Genomic DNA, 19,894 nt, shown 5'->3' on the forward strand with positions numbered 1-19,894 from the left:
TGGGGTGGTGCGGACCGGTGCCTGTCGGAAGTCGACGGCCAGAAGACCGGTCCAGAAAAACATGAAAAAGGGACAGAGGCCCAGCACCCGTAGGGCGGGCCTCTGTCACGACTGCAGCGCGGGGCTCAGTCAGAGCAGGGTGATGTTCTCAGCCTGGAGACCCTTGGGGCCCTGGGTGGCGTCGAACTGCACGGCCTGACCTTCCTGGAGCTCGCGGAAGCCGGTGGCCTGGATGTTGCTGTAGTGGGCGAAGACGTCGGGGCCGCCGCCGTCCTGCTCGATGAAGCCGAAGCCCTTGTCACCGTTGAACCACTTGACGGTACCGGTAGCCATGTTTTCTCCTTCGTTCTGGGCAAGGAAAACCGCAATCTGACGGTTTCCCCGTCACCGTGATGACCACCCGAATAACGAACCCTGAAGAAGACCCAGCCTGAAGGCCGAACAACGCAAAATCCAACGGGAATCACAACTGCAACTTCCATGAACTTAGCACACCCCGGTTTCGGTGTCGCGGGAATTGTCGTGTGTGTCAAGGCACGGTGGCAGCTGGTATCGATCGGCCCGCCGCGGGCGTTGGACGGTGTCCGCGCGCTGTGGCAGGTGGGGCGCCGGCCCCGCCGGGACCGGCGCCCGGGCTCACTCCCCGGCCGTCTCCGTGGGGGCCGTGGCGCGCATGAGCCGCCTGTAGTGCCGGGACCGGGCGCCCAGGACGACCGCGGCCAGCACGGTCGCGACCAGGGACGCGAGGAGTACGCCCGTCTTCGCGTGCGCCAGGTGCTCCGGGGAGTCGGCGAACGACAGCTCGGTGATCAGCAGGGACACGGTGAACCCGATGCCCGCCAGCTGGGACATGCCGACGATGTCGATCCACTTCAGGCTCGGGTTGAGCTCGGCCCGGGTGAGCTTCGTGGTCAGCCAGGAGCCGCCCGCGATACCGACGACCTTGCCCACGACGAGCCCGGCGATGATGCCCATCGCGGCGGTGTCGGTGAGGACCTCCCCGACGCCGTCGAACACCACGCCCGCGGAGAAGAACGCGAAGATCGGCAGCGCCAGCCCGGCGGACCAGGGGCGCAGCACGTGCTCCACGCCGTGGCTGGGGTCGTGCGCCTCCCCGGGCAGCTTCGTGGTCCTCATCAGCAGGCCCATCGCCACACCGGCGATCGTGGCGTGCACACCGCTCTCGTGCACCAGGCCCCAGACGACGAGGGCCAGGGGGACGTAGACGATCCAGTTGGGCAGAGCGGAGGCGTTGAGCTTCGCGGCCAGGCCCTTGCCGCGCTGGAGGTACCAGAACAGCACCAGGCCCGCGGCGGCGGCGAGCAGCGCGAGGAAGTTGATGCCGGAGGTGTAGAACACCGCGATGACGACGACCGCGCCGAGGTCGTCCACGATCGCCAGGGTCAGCAGGAACGTGCGCAGGGCCGGCGGGAGGCCGCGGCCGACGACCGCGAGGATCGCGACCGCGAAGGCGATGTCGGTCGCCATCGGGATGCCCCACCCCTGGACGGTGTCCGGGGAGGTGGCGTTGATCGCCGCGTAGATCGCGGCCGGCACGACCATGCCGCAGACCGCGGCGACGATCGGCAGCATCGCCCTCCGCGGGTTGCGCAGCTCGCCGTGCACGAACTCCTGCTTGAGCTCGTTGCCGACGACGAAGAAGAACACGGCCAGCAGGCCGTCGGCCGCCCAGGTCTCCAGGGACAGGTCGAGGTGCAGCGACTCGGGGCCGAAGGTGATCGCGCGCAGGTCCTCGTAGGCCCCGCCGAAGGGCGAGTTGATCCACACGAGGGCGAGGACCGCCGCGCCGATGAGGAGGAAACCGCCGACGGTGTCGCTGCGCAGGGTGTCCGCGAAGCGGGAGAGCGGTCCTCCGGTCGGGATGGACTGGTTCGGGTCGAGGCTCATGGGCAGCTTTCCGGGACATGGGTCGGGGACTGCCGACCAGTCTTCCCGGCACACCTAGGCGCCGTCGCGCCGCGCCCATGCTCGCCGAAGATGGGGCGAATGTCCACTCCAGAGGCCTGTGTCCGTTCCTGGAGGGCGCGCCGGGACGCGTCGAGTACAGTGCTTCGGAGGTGTGCCGGGAAGACTGGTCGGCGGTTGCTGTCGCCTATCCGGAAACAACAGGTGTCCGATGTCCGAGTCCAGCCCTCACGGCGCCCACATCTACCGATCCCCCGCCGGCGCCCGCGCGATCCGCGCCTGGTGCGAGCAGCGGATCTCGGGTTGGCCCTCCCTCCGGTCGCTGCCCGAGCTCGCCACCGCGCTGGGCCCGACACGGGCCTTCCGGGCGCCGGGGGGCGACGCGACCCCCGTGCTCGTCCTCAGCGGGACCAACTTCAACTCGGCGACGTCCGTGGACACCGCGAGGATCATCGCCCGCGACCGTCCGGTCACCCTCGTCGACCTGCCCGGCCAGCCGGGTCTCAGCGTCGGGGTCCGGCCGAGGTCGGACCGCGCGGCGGCCTACGGCGCATGGTTCGACGAGGTGCTGCCCCTGCTGACCGAGCGGCCGGTCACCGTGCTCACGCACTCGCTCGGCTCCGCCGTGGCCCTGGCGGCGAAGCCCTCCCCGCTGGTCCACGCCGTGGTGATGGTCGGGCCCGCGGGCCTGACCTCGGCGGCGAAGACGTCCGAGCTGATGCGCGCCACCCTGCCGTGGATGATCGGTCCGCGGGACGACAAGAGCACCCGCCTGCTCAACTTCATGAGCGGTCCCTCCTACGCCGCGTCGGGGACGCACCCCTTCGCCCCGTGGATGACGCTGGTCGGGCGCCACTGCCGCACCAGCCTGGCCCCGGGGCCGCTGCCGCTGGAGTGCCTGCGCCCCTGGGAGAACACCCCGGTCGTGGTGGCCACCGGGTCCGACGACGCCTTCTACTCCCCGGCGCGCCTGCACGGACCGGCCCGGCGCTTCCTGGACGCCGACGTGGTCGTCATGGAGGGCGCGGGCCACCTCGCCATGAACGAGCAGCCCGAGCGGATCGCGGAGCTGCTGCGGACGGTGGACTGAGGGCGCGAACGGGCGCCCCGGCCCGACACGGCGGAGGGGCGGCCCCGCGCAGTGCGCGGAACCGCCCCTCCGCCGGAGCGGGGCCGGATCAGACCGCCTCGCCGGCGCGCTCCAGCTCGGCCTTGGAGGCGCGGTGGGCCAGCGACACGGCGACGATGGAGATCAGGGCCGTGAACACCAGGTAGACGGCGATCGGCACCCACGAGTCGTCGAACCGGGACAGGAGCCAGGTCGCGATCAGCGGGGCCGTGCCGCCCGCGAGGGCTGCGCCGATCTGGTAGCCCAGGGTGACGCCCGTGTACCGGACCCGGGTGGAGAAGATCTCCGAGCTCAGGGTGCCGATGGTCGCGGTCACCGGCGCCCAGAACACGCCCAGGCCGATCACGGTGGCCAGGACCAGCATGGCCACGCTGCCGGTGCCCAGCATGAGGAAGTACGGGACGGCGAACAGCGCCAGGAGGACCGCGCCGACCAGGTAGACCTTCTGGCGGCCGAAGGTGTCCGAGAGGCGGCCCGACAGCGGGATGCACACCGTCGCGACGATCGCGCCGACGGTCACGGCGTTGAGCGCGGACGTGTTGTCGAAGGACAGGGTGCCCGTGGCGTAGCTGACGACGAACGTGCCGAAGATGTAGAACGGCGCGGTCTCCACGACCTTGGCGCCGACGGCGACCAGCACGGCGCGCCAGTGGAAGCGGAAGGTCTCCACGACGGGCAGCTTGGCGACGTTCCCCTCCTCCTTGGCCTTCCGGAAGGACGGGGTCTCGTCGATGCCGGAGCGGATCCACAGGCCCAGGAGCACCAGCAGGACGCTGCCGACGAACGGCACCCGCCACCCCCACGCCTCGAACTGGGCCTCGGGCAGCAGGGACATGAGGGTGAGGGCGAGGCTGGCCAGCAGCATGCCCAGGGTGATGCCCATCTGCGGGACGCTGCCGAAGAAGCCGCGGCGCTCCTTGGGCGCGTACTCGTAGGCGAGCAGCAGGGCGCCGCCCCACTCGCCGCCGATGCCCATGCCCTGGACGATCCGCAGCACGACGAGGAGGACCGGGGCGAGGACGCCGATGCTGTCGTAGGTGGGCAGCAGGCCGATGCCCATCGTGGCGCCGCCCATGAGGGAGAGCGTGATGATCAGGGTCTTCTTGCGGCCGATCCGGTCGCCGATGTGCGAGAAGACCACGCCGCCCAGCGGACGGATGAAGAACGTCAGCGAGAAGGTCAGGTACGACAGCATCAGCGAGACGAGCGGGTCCTCCGAGGGGAAGAACAGCTTGTCGAAGACCAGGGCCGCTGCGGTGCCGTAGAGGAAGAAGTCGAACCACTCGATCGTGCTGCCGGTGAGGCTCGCGATGAGGACCTTGGCCCTCGGTGGCCGTGCCTGCGTGGTGTCCGCGCTCATGTCCAGAGCTCCTGCCGGGGTCGGGGATTTCGCGGGCCGACGAGGGGAGGGTCCGCGAGTATGGCCGGGAGCCTAGGTCCGGGTGGCGTGCGCCACCGTTGTCAGAACGGACGACATGGGCGGGGCAGCGGTGTCGGTTCCGACAATCCGGTCCCCGGGGAGCGCCGGAGGGCGGCTCCCGTGACCGGGCGGAGACCGCACGGGAGCCGTACCGCGATGCGCCGCGCCGCGTTCAGGCCCTGAGCGTGATCGCCGCGAGGAGCCGCTGGTCGGCGTCGTCCAGGTCGAGCCCGGTCAGGGCGCAGATCCGCCGGACCCGGTGCCGGAGCGTGTTGGGGTGGACGTGCAGCCTCCCGGCCGCCGCCGTCACGTCGCCGAAGGCGTCCAGGTACGCGGACAGCGAGCGGCGCTGCTCGCCGTCCAGCGCGTCGAGCCGGTCGTCGCGCAGCCGGGGCATGTCGGCGAGGGTGTCGAACAGGTCGCGCAGCACCACGGAGGAGCGGACCTCATCGAACTCGGTCACGCGCCGCTCGGGGCGGTCCGCGACGACGTCGAGGGTCCGGCTGGCGACCTTCTTCAGGGAGGGCACCGCGCGCATCCTCGGGGCGGTCCCCGCCACGGCGGCCTGCACCGGCGTGCCCAGGTTGTCCCGCAGGACCGACACCAGCTCGCCGGCCCACGCGGCCGGGCTCCGGCCGGTGGTCGCGGGGAGCAGGACGTACAGCAGCCCGCAGGCGGGGATGACCAGCGCGTCCCTGCGGTAGGCGGCCGCGTACACGGAGGTGATCTCCGCGGCCTGGTCCAGCCGCCAGGGGAGGTCGGCCTCCGGGCCGCGCAGGGCGAGGGCGACCACCGCGACCGGGGTGGAGGGGTCGGCCCCCAGGTGGCGGGCGAGCGCGTCGGTGTCGAAGGCGCCGGTCAGCAGGCCCACGGACAGCTCCTCGGTGTCCCGCCCCGTGCTGCGCGCCCCGCTGTTGGCGCGCATGACGTGCACCGCGGCCAGCCGTGCCGCGCCGTGCAGCACCTGGACGCTGGCGGGTGCGAGCGGGCGGTCGCCGACCTGGACCCATATGGTGCCGAGCGCGCGCTCCCCGGCCCGTACGCCCACGACGAGGCGCCGGGCGGCGCCGAGGTCGGGGCGCTCGGCGACCTCGACGACCTCTCCCGCCCAGAGGCGCTCGTTGACGCCCCACTCGCGCATGTGCGCCAGGAACGACTCGGGGCAGCCCCGGCCGAGGATGGTCTGCCTGCGCAGCTCGTCCGCGCCCTCGTCGGACGCGGAGTAGGCGAGGACCTGCCCCCCGGCGTCCTCGATGCTGACGAGGCCCCCGGTCAGCGTCGCGACCGTCCGCGCGAGCGAGAACAGGTCGCCGTGGCGGGACTCGGTCTCCTCGGCCTCCAGGACGGACCGGGCCAGGACGGCGAACTCCTCGGGGCCGACGGAGGGCTCCACGGAGAGGACGGGCAGGCCGAGGTCCCGGAGGCCGGCGGCGTCGTCCCCGAGGGCGGCCACGGCGCTCGCGCCCTGGAGCCCGGCCCGCGCGGCGGGGGCGGACCCGCCGGCGGGGACGACGACCAGGGACGCGGCGGGCACGGGGACGCCCTCGCCCGCCACGACGACCGTCCGCACGAGCGCGCCGAGCCCCCGGGGAGCGGCGACGAGCCCGTGGACGGCCCCGTCGAGTGCCTCCATCAGCGCTTTGACGGTCAGGCCGGTCTTGCTCACGTTCCGCTCCGGGGGTCGATCCGCACTGGTCGGAACCATTGTGCGCCTTCGGCCGGTATGCCCGCCGACGGGCGGTCAGGGGCGGTCGGGGCCCAGGACCTGGTCGACGGTGTGCGCGCCCACCGCGGCCAGGAGCGGGTCCTCGTTCGTGGAGGCGGCCAGGAGCGAGCCGAAGGAGACCGCCCAGGCGCGGGCGCGGTCCCAGGTGGCGGGGTCCACGGGGGAGAGGCGCTCGCGCTCGGCGCGGAACTCCGCGCGCCCGGGGGCGTCGAACATCATCCACGCCACGGCCAGGTCCGTGGCGGGGTCGCCGGAGGTCAGGTCGCCGAAGTCCAGGACCGCGGCCAGGCCCGGAGCGCCGTCGGCGGGCGCGAGGACGTTGGCGGGGTGCAGGTCGCCGTGGATCCACACGGGCGGGCCCTCCCGGGCCGGGGCCGAGGAGAGTCGCTCCCACAGGCGCAGGAGCTCGTCCGCGCGGGGAACCCGTCCTCCTGTCAGCCGTTCGCGGACCCGCGCGTCGCGGGAGGCCAGGGGGACGCCGCGGACCGGGTTGGCCGGTGCGTCCCCGGGGGCCGGGACGTGCAACCGGGCCGTGAAGGCGGCCAGCGGACCGGCGAGGCGCCCCCGCTCGGCGGAGGGCAGGGAGGCGGCGACACGGCCCTCGAACCACGGGACGACCGACCAGGGCCACGGGTACCTGCGGCCGGGCCGCCCCAGCCGGACGGGCGCGGGGACGGGGAAGCCGACGCGCGCGGCGACCGTGCCGAGCCAGCGCTGCTCGTTGGCGGCCAGGACCGCCGCGCTCCCGCGCCGCGGGAGCCGCACGGCCAGGTCGTCCCCCAGGCGGAGGACCACGTTGTCCCAGCCGTGGGAGCACGGGACCAGGGGCAGGCCGGCCAGGTCCGGGTGCTGGTCCCGGAGCAGGCCGGCGACGAGTCCGGCGGTGACGGCGACCTCGGCGGGGGGAGTGCGCATGGACCCATCATCCACCGGCCCCGGCGGGGCGGGCACCCGGCGAGGGCGCCGCGGCCCGGAGGATGGTAAGCACTTCCGCCGCAGGGCGCAGGGGTGCACGCACCCCGAAAAGTCAGCGTGGCCGTGCCATGGTCCGAGCCGTCCGCTGCGCCTAGTGTTATGCAGAACACATGAGTGATTCGTTCACCTTTGCAGGGGAGAGAGCATGCTCGACGCCGAGGCGACGACCCTAGGCCGACGTCGGGGCAGTGACTTCGCCCAGCTGTCCCGCCGTGTCCAGGAAGCCGGTCTGATGGAGCGGACGCCGGTGTACTTCGCCGTCCGGCTCTCCCTGATCGGGCTGTCCTTCGCCGGCGTGTGGGCGGCCTTCTTCCTCCTCGGCGACTCCTGGTGGCAGATGCTCACCGCCGTCGCCATGGCCGCCGTCTTCGGACAGGTCGGACTGGTCTCCCACGAGCTGGCCCACCTCCAGATCTTCCGCGGGCGCCGCGTCAGCGAGGCGTTCGGCAGGGTCGTGGGCAACCTCGGCATCGGGCTCGGCTACGGGTGGTGGCAGGACAAGCACACCCGGCACCACGCCAACCCCAACCACGAGGAGCTCGACCCCGACGTCCAGCCGGACATCTTCGTGTGGTCCGAGGAGCAGGCCCACGCAGCCAGGGGCGTGCCCGCCTTCCTCGGCCGCCGGCAGGCGTTCCTGTTCTACCCGCTCCTGCTCCTGGAGGGCCTCAACCTGCACGTGGGCAGCGTGCGCGCCCTGTTCCGGCCGAGCACCAAGCAGCGGGTCCTGGAGGGCGTGCTCCTCGCGGGGCACTTCGCGCTCTACCTCGGCGCGGTGTTCACGGTCCTCCAGCCCCTCCAGGCCCTCGCGTTCATCGCGGTCCAGCAGGGGCTGTTCGGGGTCTACCTCGGCTGCATCTTCGCCCCCAACCACAAGGGCATGCCCACGCTGAAGAAGGGCGAGAAGCTCGACTTCCTCCGCAAGCAGGTGCTGACCTCGCGGAACGTGCGGGGCGGCTGGTTCACCGACCTCGCCCTCGGGGGCCTCAACTACCAGATCGAGCACCACCTGTTCCCGAACATGCCCAGCCCGAACCTGCGCCGGGTCCAGCCGCTGGTGCGCGACTACTGCGCGGAGGTCGGCATCCCGTACCACGAGACCGGTTTCGTGCGCTCGCACATCGAGGCGCTCACCCACATGCACAGGGCCGGGGCCCCGCTGCGCGCCGCCGCGCGGGCCTGACCGCTCAGGGGCGCTCCCCGCGCTCCCGCGCCCGGGCCGACTCGGTCCGGGCGCGCTCGGTCTCGGGCAGCGGGACCGCCCGCAGGACCTCCCCGGCCTCGTAGAAGTCGGCGGACGGCATCGCGCGCAGGGCGCTCAGGATCTCCTCGTCGCCGCCCTCGTCCAGGGCGCGGGCGACGATCCGGTCCTTGTCCGCCGGGAACTCCATCCGGTCCAGGATCTGCCGCAGCCCGCTGATACCGCGTTTGACGCCCATGTCGGTCCCCCCGGAGAGCGAGAGGGTCCGCCCGCGCCGCGCCCCGGAGGGGGCGGGGCGCGGGCGGACCCGCTGATGCACGTACTGGTGACTACCCGGCGGCGGAGCGCCCCAACCCCGGGGCCCGCCGGCCGCGACCGGCCGGGGAGCCGGGACGGCGCCCCGCCAGGGGCGCCGCGTGTCCCCGCGTGTCCCCGCGGACCGGCGCGGGGCCCGGCGCCGCTCAGCCCTGACGGAGCCGGGGCATGACCTGCTCCCCGAACGCGGCCAGGTCGGCGTGGTAGTCCGGGAAGATGAGCATGAGGCCGTCCAGTTCGGCGTACTCGACCATCTCGCGGATCCGGCCGGCCACCGTCTCCGGCGACCCGGTCACGAACGGGGTCTGGAACGCCTCGTCCTCCGGGCGCTCGGAGGTCAGCGACAGGGCCCTGTCCAGGGGCAGGCCCCAGGAGAGCTTCATGTTGACGATCGCGTCCACGTCCGCGCCCCGGCCGTACCTCAGCCGGCGCTCCTCGGCCGCGGCGTCGGTCTCGTCCATGATGACGGTGAGCATCGAGTAGGTCCGGATGCTCCGGCCCCGCTTGTCGGCCCGAGCCTTCACATCGAGGCTGGCCTCGCGCAGGCCGGGCAGGTCCTGCGCGGTCAGGAACGAGCCGTCGCAGTGCCGGGCCTGGAAGTCGAGCCCCGTGTCGGAGCGCCCCGCGCTGATGAGCGTGGGCGCGGGGTCGGGGTGCGGCCTGGAGCGGCAGTCGTCGAGCTGGAAGAACTCGCCGTCGTGGGTGACGGAGTCCTCCGTCCACAGGCGTCTGAGGACGGTGGCCCACTCCTCCGTGTACCGGTACCGGTCGGCGTGGCCGAGGTCGTCCCGCCACAGGCCCATCTGCGCGAACTCGTCGGCGTAGGACCCCACGACGATGTTCATCCCGGCCCGCCCCCCGCTCACCTGCTGGAGGGTGGTGTACATCTTCGCGGCCAGGGCCGGGTGGAACAGGTTCGTGTGGACGGTCGCCCACACCTTGACGCGCTCGGTCGCCTCGGCGAGCCCCGACATCATCGTCATGGACTCCAGGGTGCGCCCCCAGTGGTCGGTGGCCCCGTCGTACCCGCGCCACTTGCCCATGGACATGACGAAGTCGAGCCCGTGGGCCTCGGCGAGGATCGCGGCCTTCTTGTTGTACTCGTACGTGGCCTGCGGATGCGGTGCCGTCTCCGACACGATCCAGCCTCCGTTACCGATGGGCAGGAAGATCCCGTACTCGGTGTCGGCGGTCGGGGCGCCGCCTGGTGCTGCCATCCTGTGGGCTCCTAGTTCTCTGGCGGCGCGTCGTCGCGCCGCCGCTTCGGGTTCTGCGTGTGCCGTCCGCGCGGCCGGCGCCGCCCGCCCGGGGGAGGGCGGCGCCGGCGGCTCACCGCGTGCGGCGGGTCCTGCCCGTGCGCGCTACTCGGCGGGCCAGGAGACCTCGGTGGCGACGTGCACGGCCTCCAGGTAGCGCGGGTCGAACAGGGGCTCCAGGTCGGGCAGCTCGTCCAGCTGGCCGTTGTCCACCAGGGTCTCCCCCTCGGCCTCGGTCAGGTTCAGGTCGATGTACCCGGGAGGGGCGTCGTCGGGCGTGGACGAGGTGACCAGCTCGTGCTCGGCGTTCCACACCCGCAGGTTGTGGTCGACGTCGTACCCGGACTCGGCCAGGTCGGCGGCGTACCCGACGCACTCCTCGCCGTTCTCCTGGCAGTACGAGAACGCCTGGGCGATCGCGCGCAGGTAGTCCTCGACCACGGTCGGGTTCTCCTGGGCCCACTCGGGGTGCGTGGCCATCACGCCGAACGAGCCGACGACCCCGTAGTCCTCGGGGAGCCACTCGTTGTACTCCTCGTCCATGTCGGCGAGGAGGAACGGCTCGTTGGACCGGAACCCGGTGAGGGCCTGCACCTGGTCGCGGGGCAGGACGCTGGGGTCGTAGCCGACCTCCACGATCTCGATGGCGTCCATGTCGACGCCGTCGGCGACGAGCATGGCCTCCAGCGGGGCGGGCAGCATGCCCTTGTGCCCCAGGGTGGTGCCCTCCAGGTCGCCGAGCTCCTCGATGCCGGTCCCCGTCAGCAGGGTGGCGATGGGGACGTGCCCGTACGTGGAGATGCCGATGACGTCGTGGCCGGCGTCGTTGGCCTGGAGGACCTCGGCCTCGTTGCCCAGCGACGTGAAGTGCGCCGTACCGGCCGAGACCAGCTGGGAGTTGCCGATCGTGTCGCCGGTGCCGGGCTGGATCTCGACGTCGAGGCAGACGGCGTCGAAGAAGCCGAGGGCGTCGGCGGCGACGGCCTCCAGGATGCTCACGGAGGCCTGGTACTGGTATCCGGTGATGTAGGTGACGGGTCCCGCGGCGCGGTTGGTCTCGCACCGCTCCTCGTCGATCACGGTGGCCACGTCCGCCGGCTCCTCGGTCGCCTCCTCGCCCGCGCAGGCGGTGGTGAGGAGGAGGGCCGAGGTGAGGGCCGCGGCGGCCACGGGGCGTACGCGCCGGATCCGGGGCCGGGGGAGGGAGGCGGGGGGGAGTGCCACGAGGGCTCCTTCGGGTGTGTGCGTCACTGCTGCGACTCGTGCCAGAACAGCAGTCGTCGTTCGAGGACGGTGATGAGTGCGAGCATCAGCACGCCCATGGCGGCCAGACAGGCGATGGCCGCGTAGACGTACTCCAGGCGGGCGGTCGCGGCCGAGGTGCGGATCATCGTGCCGAGTCCGCTGGAGGACCCGGCGGCGACGAACTCCGCGACCACGGCGCCCACGATGGAAAGGGGGAACACCACCCGCAGCGCTGCGAGGGCGTAGGGGAGGCTGCTGGGGACGCGCAGCCGGAGCAGCACCTCCAGGCGGGAGGCGTGCAGGGTCGAGAACACGTGCAGGACGGGCACGGGCACCGACCGCAGCCCGGTCGTCATGTTGATGAGCACCGGGAAGAAGGTGATGATCGCGGTGACGATCACCTTGGGCGCCATGCCGAACCCGAACGCGACCACCAGGGCGGGGGCGAGCGCGACGACGGGGGTCACGTTCAGCACGACGGCCAGCGGCATGATCGCGCGCCGCACCACCGGCACCTCGGACATGACGAGGGACAGGACGAACGCCGTCCCCGCTCCGAAGGACACGCCGAGGAGGGCGATCCGGAGCGTGGACCACGCGTTGCCGAGGAACAGGCCGGGGTCCTCCACCAGGACCGTGCCCACCTCCCGGAGCGGGGGGAGCAGGTAGGGCTGGTCCTCGGCGACCGCCGTCCAGGCGAGGCCGCAGAGCAGCACGGCCACGGTGGCGGGCATCCACAGCCCGATGCCGAACAGGCGGCGGCGTACGCGCGGGGCCGCCCCTCGCGGGCCCTCCTCGCGGTCGGGACGGGGACGGGCGGGGGTCTGGGTGGCCATGGCCGTTCCTCCTCTCGGGGCGGTGCTCACAGGGGGACGAGGTCGTCGGGGGCGGCTCCGGCCTCCCAGGCGGTCTGGAGGGAGGCGCGCACCCTGTCCTCCAGGACGTGCAGGCGGGGCCCGGTCACGACGCCCCGGTCGCGGGGGCGCGGCAGGTCGACGTCCAGCACCTCGTGCACGCGTCCCGGACGGGCGGACATCACCACGACCGTGTCGGAGAGGGTGACCGCCTCGCGGACCGAGTGGGTGACGAACAGGACCGTCGTGGACATGCGCTCCCACAGCCCGAGGAGCTGGAGCTGGAGCGCCTCACGGGTGAACTCGTCCAGCGCGGAGAAGGGCTCGTCCATCAGCAGCAGGTCGGGGCGGATGCCGAAGGCGCGGGCGATGGCGACGCGCTGCCTCATGCCGCCGGAGAGCTCGTGGGGGTACTTGCGGGCGGCGTCCTCCAGGCCCACCATGCGGAGCAGCAGGTCGGGGTCCTCGCTGCCCCGGCCGGCCCGGCGGTTGACGCGGGAGGGCAGGGACACGTTGCGCCGCACGTTCTGCCAGGGGAGCAGGGCCGGGGACTGGGGGACGAGGCCGACGGCCTTGGCGGCGGCCATGCGCTCCGGGGTCGACCCGAACACGGAGACGGTCCCGGTGTCGTGCCGCTCCAGCCCGGCCACCACGCGCAGCAGGGTGGACTTCCCGCACCCGCTGGGGCCGATGAGGCTGACGAAGCGGCCCCGGGGGATCTCCAGGTCGACGTCGTGGAGCGCCGGCCGGAGCGGGTCGGCGCCCTCGTAGGCCTTGGTGAGCCCGCGCACCTCGATCCTGTCGCCGGTCACGCCGCGTCCCCGTGCCGCGGCGTCCGCTCCCCGAGGGGGAGCCGGGGGAGGGGCCCGGTCCCCGAGGGGAGCCGGAGGCGCGGAACCGCTGCGGGCGCTCGCGAGGCGGCGCCGTGCGCGGACGGGTCGGTGGGCGGCGGTGTCATTCCTGCTCCTCGATATGCGTGATCGGATGATCGCACACGGTGGCGCTCCGGTGAATGGGTGTTTCCGGGGCAAAGGGAGGAGCGCCGGTCGGGGGTGCCCGAAAAGGGCTGCGGAGGAGCGGGAACGGCTGTGCGGCACGTGGGGAAAGCGGGGAAAAGGGGCCCCGGGCGCCCGGCGGGAATCGGGGACGCGTGCGCCGGCGGCGCGTCGCCGGCGCGGGAAAGGGTCGCGCGCGCATGTGGCGTGCGGCGGCGCGCGGGCGCGCACGCGCGGCGCGCATGCGCGACGGGCGGGACATCCATGAACACCCTCCGGGGATGACTGCCTCCGGGCACGGCGAACCAGGGACCGGAGACGTTCGTTGGAGAGCGGGTGGGAGCATGGAATGCGGCGGCCCGCGGGGTTTGACGCGTGGAACGTTAGGGTTAATCGATTAACACGTTATGAAGTGTTCATCACGTACTGATATCGAGTGTGCGGATCCTGTGATGCTCGTCGACCAGGGCGACGGTGATCCGGTAGGAGGCGAACGCGGCGGGGAGCCAGGCCCCCCGCCCGAACAGCCGGGCGAGCGGTTCGCCGATGACCAGGAGGACGTGCGCGTCCGGGAAGTGGTGGTCGCGCAGCCACACGAGCTTGAAGGCGTCGGCGATGACCTTGTTGCGCTGGGTCGACTTGACCGGGCCCTGGAGCGGGGTGAACTGCACCAGGAGGCTCGGGCGGCCCCCGTCGGCGCAGTCGACGCCGATCCTCGTGCCGTCGGGCAGCGTGAACTCGCGGGGGGTGAGTTCGATGCCCAGGTGCGCCGACAGGGCCTCGGCCAGGCCGGGGTCGCCCTGGCGGGCCGGTCGGGTCGAGACCACCGACGACGGACTTCTCGCTGAATACGCCATGGTAGGAAGACTTTAGTGCACAGAAGCCCCATAGTCATCGCGGCGTCGTCGTTCCGGGCGGGTAATCCACGTGCTTCGGAGGGTCCTACCTGGGGCTTTATGGAAGGGATTCGTGTCGCGTCTCACAGGCGTATTATCTCTGCCGGGGAAGGCTCCGCAGGGGGCTCGGGGCAAGGTTTCCCGTAGATTCGCAGGTCGGACGGCACGAACCGAAATCAGTGGCTTCGGGTGTGCCCGGATGTCAGGGAAAAGGGCTCTGCTATTGCCGTTTCCCATGGTCTTCGGAAAAGGCCAGTTCAGAGCGTGTTCCGGCCCGCGGGAGGAAATGTGGGATCACCGGTTGTCCTCGAAACGAGACCGGGGAATCCCGCTTCGGGCGTCGCGGGGCCCCTCCGGCAGGGGGCGCGGGGCCCGCGGGGCGGCGGTCCGCGCGGAGGGGGCACGGGAGCCCGGGGCCGCGCGAGGTCCCGGGCGTACCGGGTCCCCGGTACGCCCGGGAACCCGGTCCGCGGGGTCCTGCGGGTCAGGCGACCTGGTCCGCCGCCGCGCGCTCGGCGGTGTCGAGCAGCGCCTGCCGCTCCCCGGGGCCGATGAACCTGCCCGCGACCACGACGGCGTGGATGCGCGTGGTGTTGCGGATGTCGGCCAGGGGGTCGGCGTCCAGCACCACGAGGTCGGCGGCCCTGCCCTCCCGGACGGTGCCCGACCACTGTTCGCGGCCCAGGAAGCGGGCCGCCTCCAGGGTCGCGATCCGGAGGACCCGCGCGGGGCTCAGCCCTGACCGCACCAGCAGTTCCAGCTCGTCGTGCAGGCCGAACCCGGGGAGGACGCCCGGGGTGAGCGGGTCGGTGCCCGCGAGCAGGCGCACCCCGGCCGCGTCCATCGCGACGACGGTCTCCCGGCGCCGCTCGAACAGGTCGCGGCGCAGGGCCCCCTCGGCGGCACTGCGTCCACGTGTGTAGACCTGTTCCAGCACGTACTTCCACATCTCGCGCATGTACGGCGGCAGGTACCGCAGGCGGGGGTCCTCCAGTCCGGCCCGCTCCGGCAGGTCCACCTTCTCGTGCATCACCAGCGTGGGGCACAGGGCCACGTCGTTGGCGGCCAGCCGTCCGAACACCGAGGCCGCCGCCGCGGAGTCGTAGGAGTTGACGGACTCCCACTCCACCTCGTTGATCTGCCGGAACCAGCTGGAGTAGTAGGTGTCGGGTTCGAGGGAGATCCGCGCCATCGACGCCTCCATCTCCGCCGCGTCCCGGGAGAGTGCGGGCCACAGGCCGTGGACGTGCTCGAAGGAGCGCTGGCCCAGTTCGACCTGTTCCACGAAGGGCACCAGGTCCGAGCGGTGGCCGACGACGGGGATGTCCTGGCGCCGGGCCTCCTCCATCAGGGCGAGGTAGGACTCGCGGTCCAGCCGGGAGTAGACCTTCACGAAGTCCGCCCCGGCGTCGCGGGTCTCGCCGACGGCGCGGCGGGCGTCCTGGGCGCCCTTGACGACGGTGGGCGCCGCGGGGCCCGGGATGTCCTCCCAGAGGGAGGGGGAGCCGTCCACCAGGTTGCCGCCGACGACCCAGCGGGGGCCCGACATCGTTCCGGCCCCGATGCGCCGCCGCCAGTCGTGGACCCGGGGGCCGCCCCACATCTCGCGCACGGTGGTGACGCCGTTCGCGAGGTAGAGCGCGGGGATGATCCGCTCGTCCTCGATGTCGCTGTGGACGTGCATGTCCGCCAGGCCCGGGATGAGGTACTTCCCGGTGAGGTCGACCACCGACGCGGTCTCCGGTACGGGGACCTCCGCGGTGCGTCCGACCGCGGTGATGACGCCGTCCTCGACGAGGACGGTGCGGTCCGGGGCGGACGGGCCGCCGGTGGAGTCGATCACGGTCACATGGGTGTACGCCTGCACGGGTCTTCTCCTCATGGGTTGGGCTCGCGCCACATCGGGTGGACGGTGGGTCCGTCGGGAAGGGTGACCGGGTCGCCCAGCGGGGCGAACCCGTGCCGGGCGTAGAGGGCCGCGCTCCGCTCGGTACTGGCCTCCAGGTAGGCGGGGAGGCCGGCCCCGTCGAGGCGGTGGCCCAACAGGGCAGAGCCCAGTCCCCGGCCCCGGGCGCGTGGCAGCACGCAGATCGTCGAGAGGTACAGGTGGGGGACGGTCGGGTGCCGGTCCTCCATGGTCCGCCCGAGCAGGGCGATCCGCGGCACGTGGGGCGCGTACGCCGCGGGGAGCGCCCGGAGGCCCTCCTCGCCCGGGGATCGGGCGGGGCCCGAGCGGTGGGACCAGAGGGCGAGGGCGCTCCCGGTCCCGTCGACCAGCACACGGTCGGTCGCGAGCGCGGTGGCGACGAACTCGCGCATCAGGGCGGGGAGGAGTGCGCGGCGCTCCTCGGCGTCGGGGATCATCCAGGCCATAACGGGGTCGGAGTCCATCGCCTCGGCGATGACGGCGGCCGCCCGCTCCTCGTCGGAGGGAGGGAGTTCGCGGATCTCGATCATGGAGCGATCATACGTATGTATATGACGTTTGTACAATACGCTTGTATATAAAGAGGTTAGAGTGGGTGCATGGGACACAAGGAGCAGTTGCTGGAAGGCGCCAAGCAGTGCCTGTACACGAAGGGCTACGCCCGCACGACCTCGCGCGACATCGTGGCCGCCTCGGGGGCGAACCTGGCGTCGATCGGCTACCACTACGGGTCCAAGGAGGTCCTGCTGACCACCGCGATGATCGCCGTCGTGGGGGAGTGGTCGGATCGCGTGCTCGCGGTGCTCTCCGCCGCCGACGGCGGTTCCGCGCCGGTCGACAGGTTCGAGGAGACGATGAACCGGCTCGTGCGCTCCCTGGGCGACGTCCGCACGATGGTGGCCGCGAACTTCGAGGTGCTGGCCCAGCTCGACCGCATGCCCGAACTCCGCGACCAGCTCGCCGGGGCCCACCGGCTCGCACGCCGGGGGCTGGCCTCCGTCGTGCTCGGCGTGCCGGTGGAACAGGTGACGGACGAGCAGGAGGACACGGTCGGCTCGCTCATGCTGACGCTGGTGCCCGGCGTGATGGCGCAGAGCCTGGTCTCACCCGGCGAGACGCCGGACGGGACGCGGCTCGCCGCCGCGATCCGGGCGCTGCTGCCGCAGGCGCCCGGATCGGCGGGGGAGGCGGAGGGCGACACGGTCCCGGGCCGCGCCTGAACCCGGCCCGCCTCCCTCCGCTCCCGGGGGCGGGCCCCGGCCCGGCCCCCGGCGGGTCACCGGCCGCCGAAGAACTCCGCCAGCACGGGCGCGAGCCGCTTCGGCGCCGTCATCACCGAGCCGTGGTTCAGACCCGGCAGCACGCGGTGCTCGGCGGCGTCGAGCACCCCCGCCAGCTCCTCCGCGGCCCTGTGGAACCCGGCCGGGCTCCTGCCGCCCGTCAGCACCAGTGTCCGCGCGTCGGTCGACCACGCGTCCGCGTCCAGCGGCTCCCCCCGCTGGGTGTCGCCCATGACCGCGATGTCGTAGGGCAGGGTGTGCGCCATCGCCGTCAGGGCCGCCCACTGCTTGGGCATCATCCGCATCAGTCCCACCACGAACCCGGGCATGCCCTGCGCCCCGGTCATGAACTCCCGCACCGCGTCCGGGCGCCGTCCCTCGGAGAGCAGGGCGTCGATGCGCGACGGGAAGCCCGGCGGGGGGCCGAAGCCGCCCGGTTCCACCGAGAACGGCGGCTCGTAGAGGGCGAGCCGGTCGACGCCCGTCCCGGCGACGGCGGCCCGGAGCGCGAGAACCGCCCCGGACGAGCTGCCGAACACCGACGCCGAGCCGCCGACGTGCGCGATCAGCGCCGCGATGTCCTCGATCTCGCGCTCCACGGCGTAGGCCTTCGCATCGCCGCTCGCGCCCCGGCCACGCCGGTCGTAGTTGACCACGGTGAACCGCTGGGCGAGCAGGCGGGCGAGCCCGCGGGTGTCCCCGCGGTCGGCCAGGGCCGAGGGGACCAGGACCACCGGACTCCCCTCGCCGAGGCGCTCGAAGGCGATCCGCGTCCCGTCCGCCGAGACGACCGCGGAGTCCGCCGCGGTTCCGTTCTTGCTGTTCGAGCCCATGTGTCCTGCTCCGATCCGGGTGCTGCTCCGTCGTGTCCGACCGTGTGACGGCGGTCCGCCGGAAAAGGAATCGGCACGGCGGCGACCGGTCCGGCCCTTCGGCGCGGGCGCCCGTCCTCGGGCGCGCCTCCCGGCCTCCGGGCACCCGGCCGGCCTTGTTAACCGTATGTATATACGGTTATTGTCGTACGCCCATACGGTTATCAAGGCACCCGTGGAGGCCCCCATGAACCGCCGTCCCGCCCGCCCCGCCCCGCGATGGGCCGCCGCCCTCTGTGCGGCACTGCTCCTCGCCCCGGCCGGCGGCGCCCCCGCCGCGGCCGCCGCCGCACGGGATCCCGCCGACCCCTACGCCGCGATCGACGACTACGTGCAGAGGCGCATGGAGGAGACCGGCACACCCGGGCTGTCCTACGCGGTGGTCGGACCCGACGGGCCCCTCCACCGGGCGGCGTGGGGAACCGACGGCGACGGGGCCCCCGTCACGGCCGGGACGCCGTTCCTGTGGGGGTCCGTGGCCAAGCCGGTCACCGCGACCGCCGTCCTCGCGCTGGCCGAGGACGGCGCACTCGGACTGGACGACCCGGTCGCCGACCACCTGCCGAAATTCCGGTTCGGAGGGGCGCACGCCCCGCAGACCACCGTCCGCCACCTGCTCGCCCAGACCTCGGGCCTGCCGCCCTCGTCGGCCTTCGCGGTCTCCGACTGCCGGGGGGACTGCCCGCGGCCCGCCGACCGCCTCCCGGCGCTGGACCGGATCCGGCCCCTCGCGCCCCCCGGCGGTGAGTACGCCTACACCAGCGCCAACTACCTGGTCCTCGCCGCCGTGGTCGAGTCCGTCACCGGCGTCCCCTTCTCCGACCACGTCCGCGACACCGTGCTCGAACCGGCGGGTGCGGGCGGTGCGATCACCGACCCCGCCTCGGCCCGTGACCGCGCTCTGGCCCCGGGGCACCTCCCGCTCTGGGGTGCCACCGCGCCGGCCGCGACCGGCCTCGACCCCCACGGGGCGGCGTACGGCTACCTCGGCGGCGACCTCGACGACCTCGCGGCGCTCGCCTCCCTCTACCTCCGGGGCGGAGGGGACGTCCTGTCGGCGGACTCCTTCGGGGAGATGAGCCGCGAGCAGACCACGGACGACGGGGCGGGGACGGGCTACGGCCTGGGGTGGCGCGTCGGCGGACTCGACGCCCCGCTGGACGGGGCCGTGTGGCACAGCGGGGCCGCACCCGGCTACTCGGCCGTGCTGCTCCTGCTCCCCGAGCGCGGTCTCGCCCTCGTCATGCAGCAGAACTCCCACGGGCTCCTGCACGACGCGGCGAGCACGGACGTCCTGTTCGGGGCCTCCGCCATGCTCGCGGGCGCACCGGAGCCGGAAGGCGGCCCGTCCCGCACCGTCTACCTGCTCACCGTCGCCGCCGCCACCGGCCTGGCCGTGTGGCTGACGGCGACGGCCGCCGGGGCGTGTGCGGCACTGCGCCGACCGCGTACCCCGGCCGCTCCGCCCACCAGGACGGCCACCGCGTTCCGGATCCTCCCGGGGCTGCTCCCCGTCGGAGCCGGGGCCGTCCTCCTCGCGGTGACGGGGGTCGACGGGGCTCTCGCGTGGGCGCCCGACGTCGCCCTCTCCCTCGCCGTCGCCGCGGCGGCCGGCGTCGCCTCGGCCGTGCTCCGCACGTGGGCCGACGTCCGAGCGCGGCGGGCCGGGGCGGCGCGGGACCGGGCCGGGGCCGTACCCGGACAGGCGTCGCGGTCCTGAGGCGGAAGAAGGGGCGTCACCGCTCTCCCGCCGAGAGACCGGTGACGCCCCCGCGTGTCCGTCGTGGTCTTCCCCAACCACGATTAGAACGCATGTACGAATCTAGCAGCTGTGGGTGCCGGGCGCGAGATCCGCCGCGCGGAGCCGCCGGGGCGGC

Annotated in this window: 18 protein-coding genes; 4 read left to right on the plus strand and 14 right to left on the minus strand. The window is 73.0% G+C overall.

Annotated elements, in window-relative coordinates:
• Nucleotides 1-129 precede the first annotated feature (129 nt).
• Complete coding sequence (locus ACFQBR_RS15015) at nucleotides 130-333, minus strand: cold-shock protein (RefSeq protein WP_267947035.1); 204 nt, start codon at nucleotides 331-333, stop codon at nucleotides 130-132.
• 303 nt (nucleotides 334-636) lie between these two features.
• Complete coding sequence (gene nhaA, locus ACFQBR_RS15020; RefSeq protein WP_344176733.1) at nucleotides 637-1,908, minus strand: Na+/H+ antiporter NhaA; 1,272 nt, start codon at nucleotides 1,906-1,908, stop codon at nucleotides 637-639.
• Between the two features lie 229 nt (nucleotides 1,909-2,137).
• Here nhaA and ACFQBR_RS15025 point away from each other — a divergent pair, with 229 nt between their 5' ends.
• On the plus strand, nucleotides 2,138-3,016 hold the full coding sequence (locus tag ACFQBR_RS15025) for an alpha/beta fold hydrolase (protein ID WP_344176735.1): 879 nt from the start codon (nucleotides 2,138-2,140) through the stop codon (nucleotides 3,014-3,016).
• 88 nt (nucleotides 3,017-3,104) lie between these two features.
• Here ACFQBR_RS15025 and ACFQBR_RS15030 read toward each other — a convergent pair whose 3' ends face one another.
• The 3 genes from ACFQBR_RS15030 to ACFQBR_RS15040 form a co-directional block, all read right to left on the minus strand.
• Nucleotides 3,105-4,415, minus strand: coding sequence for an MFS transporter (locus ACFQBR_RS15030; RefSeq protein ID WP_344176737.1), 1,311 nt, complete (start codon nucleotides 4,413-4,415; stop codon nucleotides 3,105-3,107).
• 232 nt (nucleotides 4,416-4,647) lie between these two features.
• Entirely contained in the window at nucleotides 4,648-6,141 is a 1,494-nt protein-coding gene (locus ACFQBR_RS15035; protein WP_378553628.1) for a PucR family transcriptional regulator, read from the minus strand.
• Between the two features lie 75 nt (nucleotides 6,142-6,216).
• A complete protein-coding gene (locus ACFQBR_RS15040; protein WP_344176741.1) occupies nucleotides 6,217-7,116 on the minus strand; it encodes an aminoglycoside phosphotransferase family protein in 900 nt (299 codons plus the stop codon).
• 292 nt (nucleotides 7,117-7,408) lie between these two features.
• Here ACFQBR_RS15040 and ACFQBR_RS15045 point away from each other — a divergent pair, with 292 nt between their 5' ends.
• Nucleotides 7,409-8,359 carry a fatty acid desaturase family protein gene (locus ACFQBR_RS15045; protein WP_344177042.1) on the plus strand — a complete coding sequence of 317 codons (951 nt, stop codon included), beginning with the start codon at nucleotides 7,409-7,411 and terminating at the stop codon, nucleotides 8,357-8,359.
• 4 nt (nucleotides 8,360-8,363) lie between these two features.
• Here ACFQBR_RS15045 and ACFQBR_RS15050 read toward each other — a convergent pair whose 3' ends face one another.
• The 8 genes from ACFQBR_RS15050 to ACFQBR_RS15085 form a co-directional block, all read right to left on the minus strand.
• Entirely contained in the window at nucleotides 8,364-8,615 is a 252-nt protein-coding gene (locus ACFQBR_RS15050; protein WP_352982345.1) for a DUF2795 domain-containing protein, read from the minus strand.
• Nucleotides 8,616-8,838: 223 nt separating this feature from the next.
• Nucleotides 8,839-9,909, minus strand: coding sequence for an LLM class flavin-dependent oxidoreductase (locus ACFQBR_RS15055; RefSeq protein ID WP_267947027.1), 1,071 nt, complete (start codon nucleotides 9,907-9,909; stop codon nucleotides 8,839-8,841).
• Between the two features lie 144 nt (nucleotides 9,910-10,053).
• Nucleotides 10,054-11,172: an ABC transporter substrate-binding protein gene (locus ACFQBR_RS15060; protein ID WP_267947026.1), complete on the minus strand. Its 1,119-nt coding sequence runs from the start codon at nucleotides 11,170-11,172 to the stop codon at nucleotides 10,054-10,056.
• A 23-nt stretch (nucleotides 11,173-11,195) separates the two neighbouring features.
• Nucleotides 11,196-12,029: an ABC transporter permease gene (locus ACFQBR_RS15065; RefSeq protein ID WP_267947025.1), complete on the minus strand. Its 834-nt coding sequence runs from the start codon at nucleotides 12,027-12,029 to the stop codon at nucleotides 11,196-11,198.
• Between the two features lie 26 nt (nucleotides 12,030-12,055).
• Nucleotides 12,056-12,859, minus strand: a complete 804-nt coding sequence (locus tag ACFQBR_RS15070; RefSeq protein ID WP_267947024.1) for an ABC transporter ATP-binding protein — start codon at nucleotides 12,857-12,859, stop codon at nucleotides 12,056-12,058.
• Nucleotides 12,860-13,461: 602 nt separating this feature from the next.
• Entirely contained in the window at nucleotides 13,462-13,869 is a 408-nt protein-coding gene (locus ACFQBR_RS15075) for a hypothetical protein (protein ID WP_267947023.1), read from the minus strand.
• 553 nt (nucleotides 13,870-14,422) lie between these two features.
• Complete coding sequence (locus ACFQBR_RS15080) at nucleotides 14,423-15,805, minus strand: amidohydrolase family protein (RefSeq protein WP_267947022.1); 1,383 nt, start codon at nucleotides 15,803-15,805, stop codon at nucleotides 14,423-14,425.
• A gap of 11 nt (nucleotides 15,806-15,816) precedes the next feature.
• On the minus strand, nucleotides 15,817-16,395 hold the full coding sequence (locus ACFQBR_RS15085; RefSeq protein WP_344176751.1) for a GNAT family N-acetyltransferase: 579 nt from the start codon (nucleotides 16,393-16,395) through the stop codon (nucleotides 15,817-15,819).
• Nucleotides 16,396-16,464: 69 nt separating this feature from the next.
• Here ACFQBR_RS15085 and ACFQBR_RS15090 point away from each other — a divergent pair, with 69 nt between their 5' ends.
• Nucleotides 16,465-17,085, plus strand: a complete 621-nt coding sequence (locus tag ACFQBR_RS15090; RefSeq protein WP_344176753.1) for a TetR/AcrR family transcriptional regulator — start codon at nucleotides 16,465-16,467, stop codon at nucleotides 17,083-17,085.
• 56 nt (nucleotides 17,086-17,141) lie between these two features.
• Here the strand turns inward: ACFQBR_RS15090 and ACFQBR_RS15095 are convergent, their stop codons facing one another.
• Nucleotides 17,142-17,978, minus strand: coding sequence for an alpha/beta fold hydrolase (locus ACFQBR_RS15095; RefSeq protein WP_344176755.1), 837 nt, complete (start codon nucleotides 17,976-17,978; stop codon nucleotides 17,142-17,144).
• Nucleotides 17,979-18,204: 226 nt separating this feature from the next.
• Between ACFQBR_RS15095 and ACFQBR_RS15100 the strand changes: the two genes are divergently transcribed.
• Complete coding sequence (locus ACFQBR_RS15100) at nucleotides 18,205-19,737, plus strand: serine hydrolase domain-containing protein (protein ID WP_344176756.1); 1,533 nt, start codon at nucleotides 18,205-18,207, stop codon at nucleotides 19,735-19,737.
• The last annotated feature ends 157 nt before the right edge of the window (nucleotides 19,738-19,894 follow it).

The sequence above is a fragment of the Nocardiopsis tropica genome, from assembly GCF_042660575.1.
Classification (GTDB): domain Bacteria; phylum Actinomycetota; class Actinomycetes; order Streptosporangiales; family Streptosporangiaceae; genus Nocardiopsis; species Nocardiopsis tropica.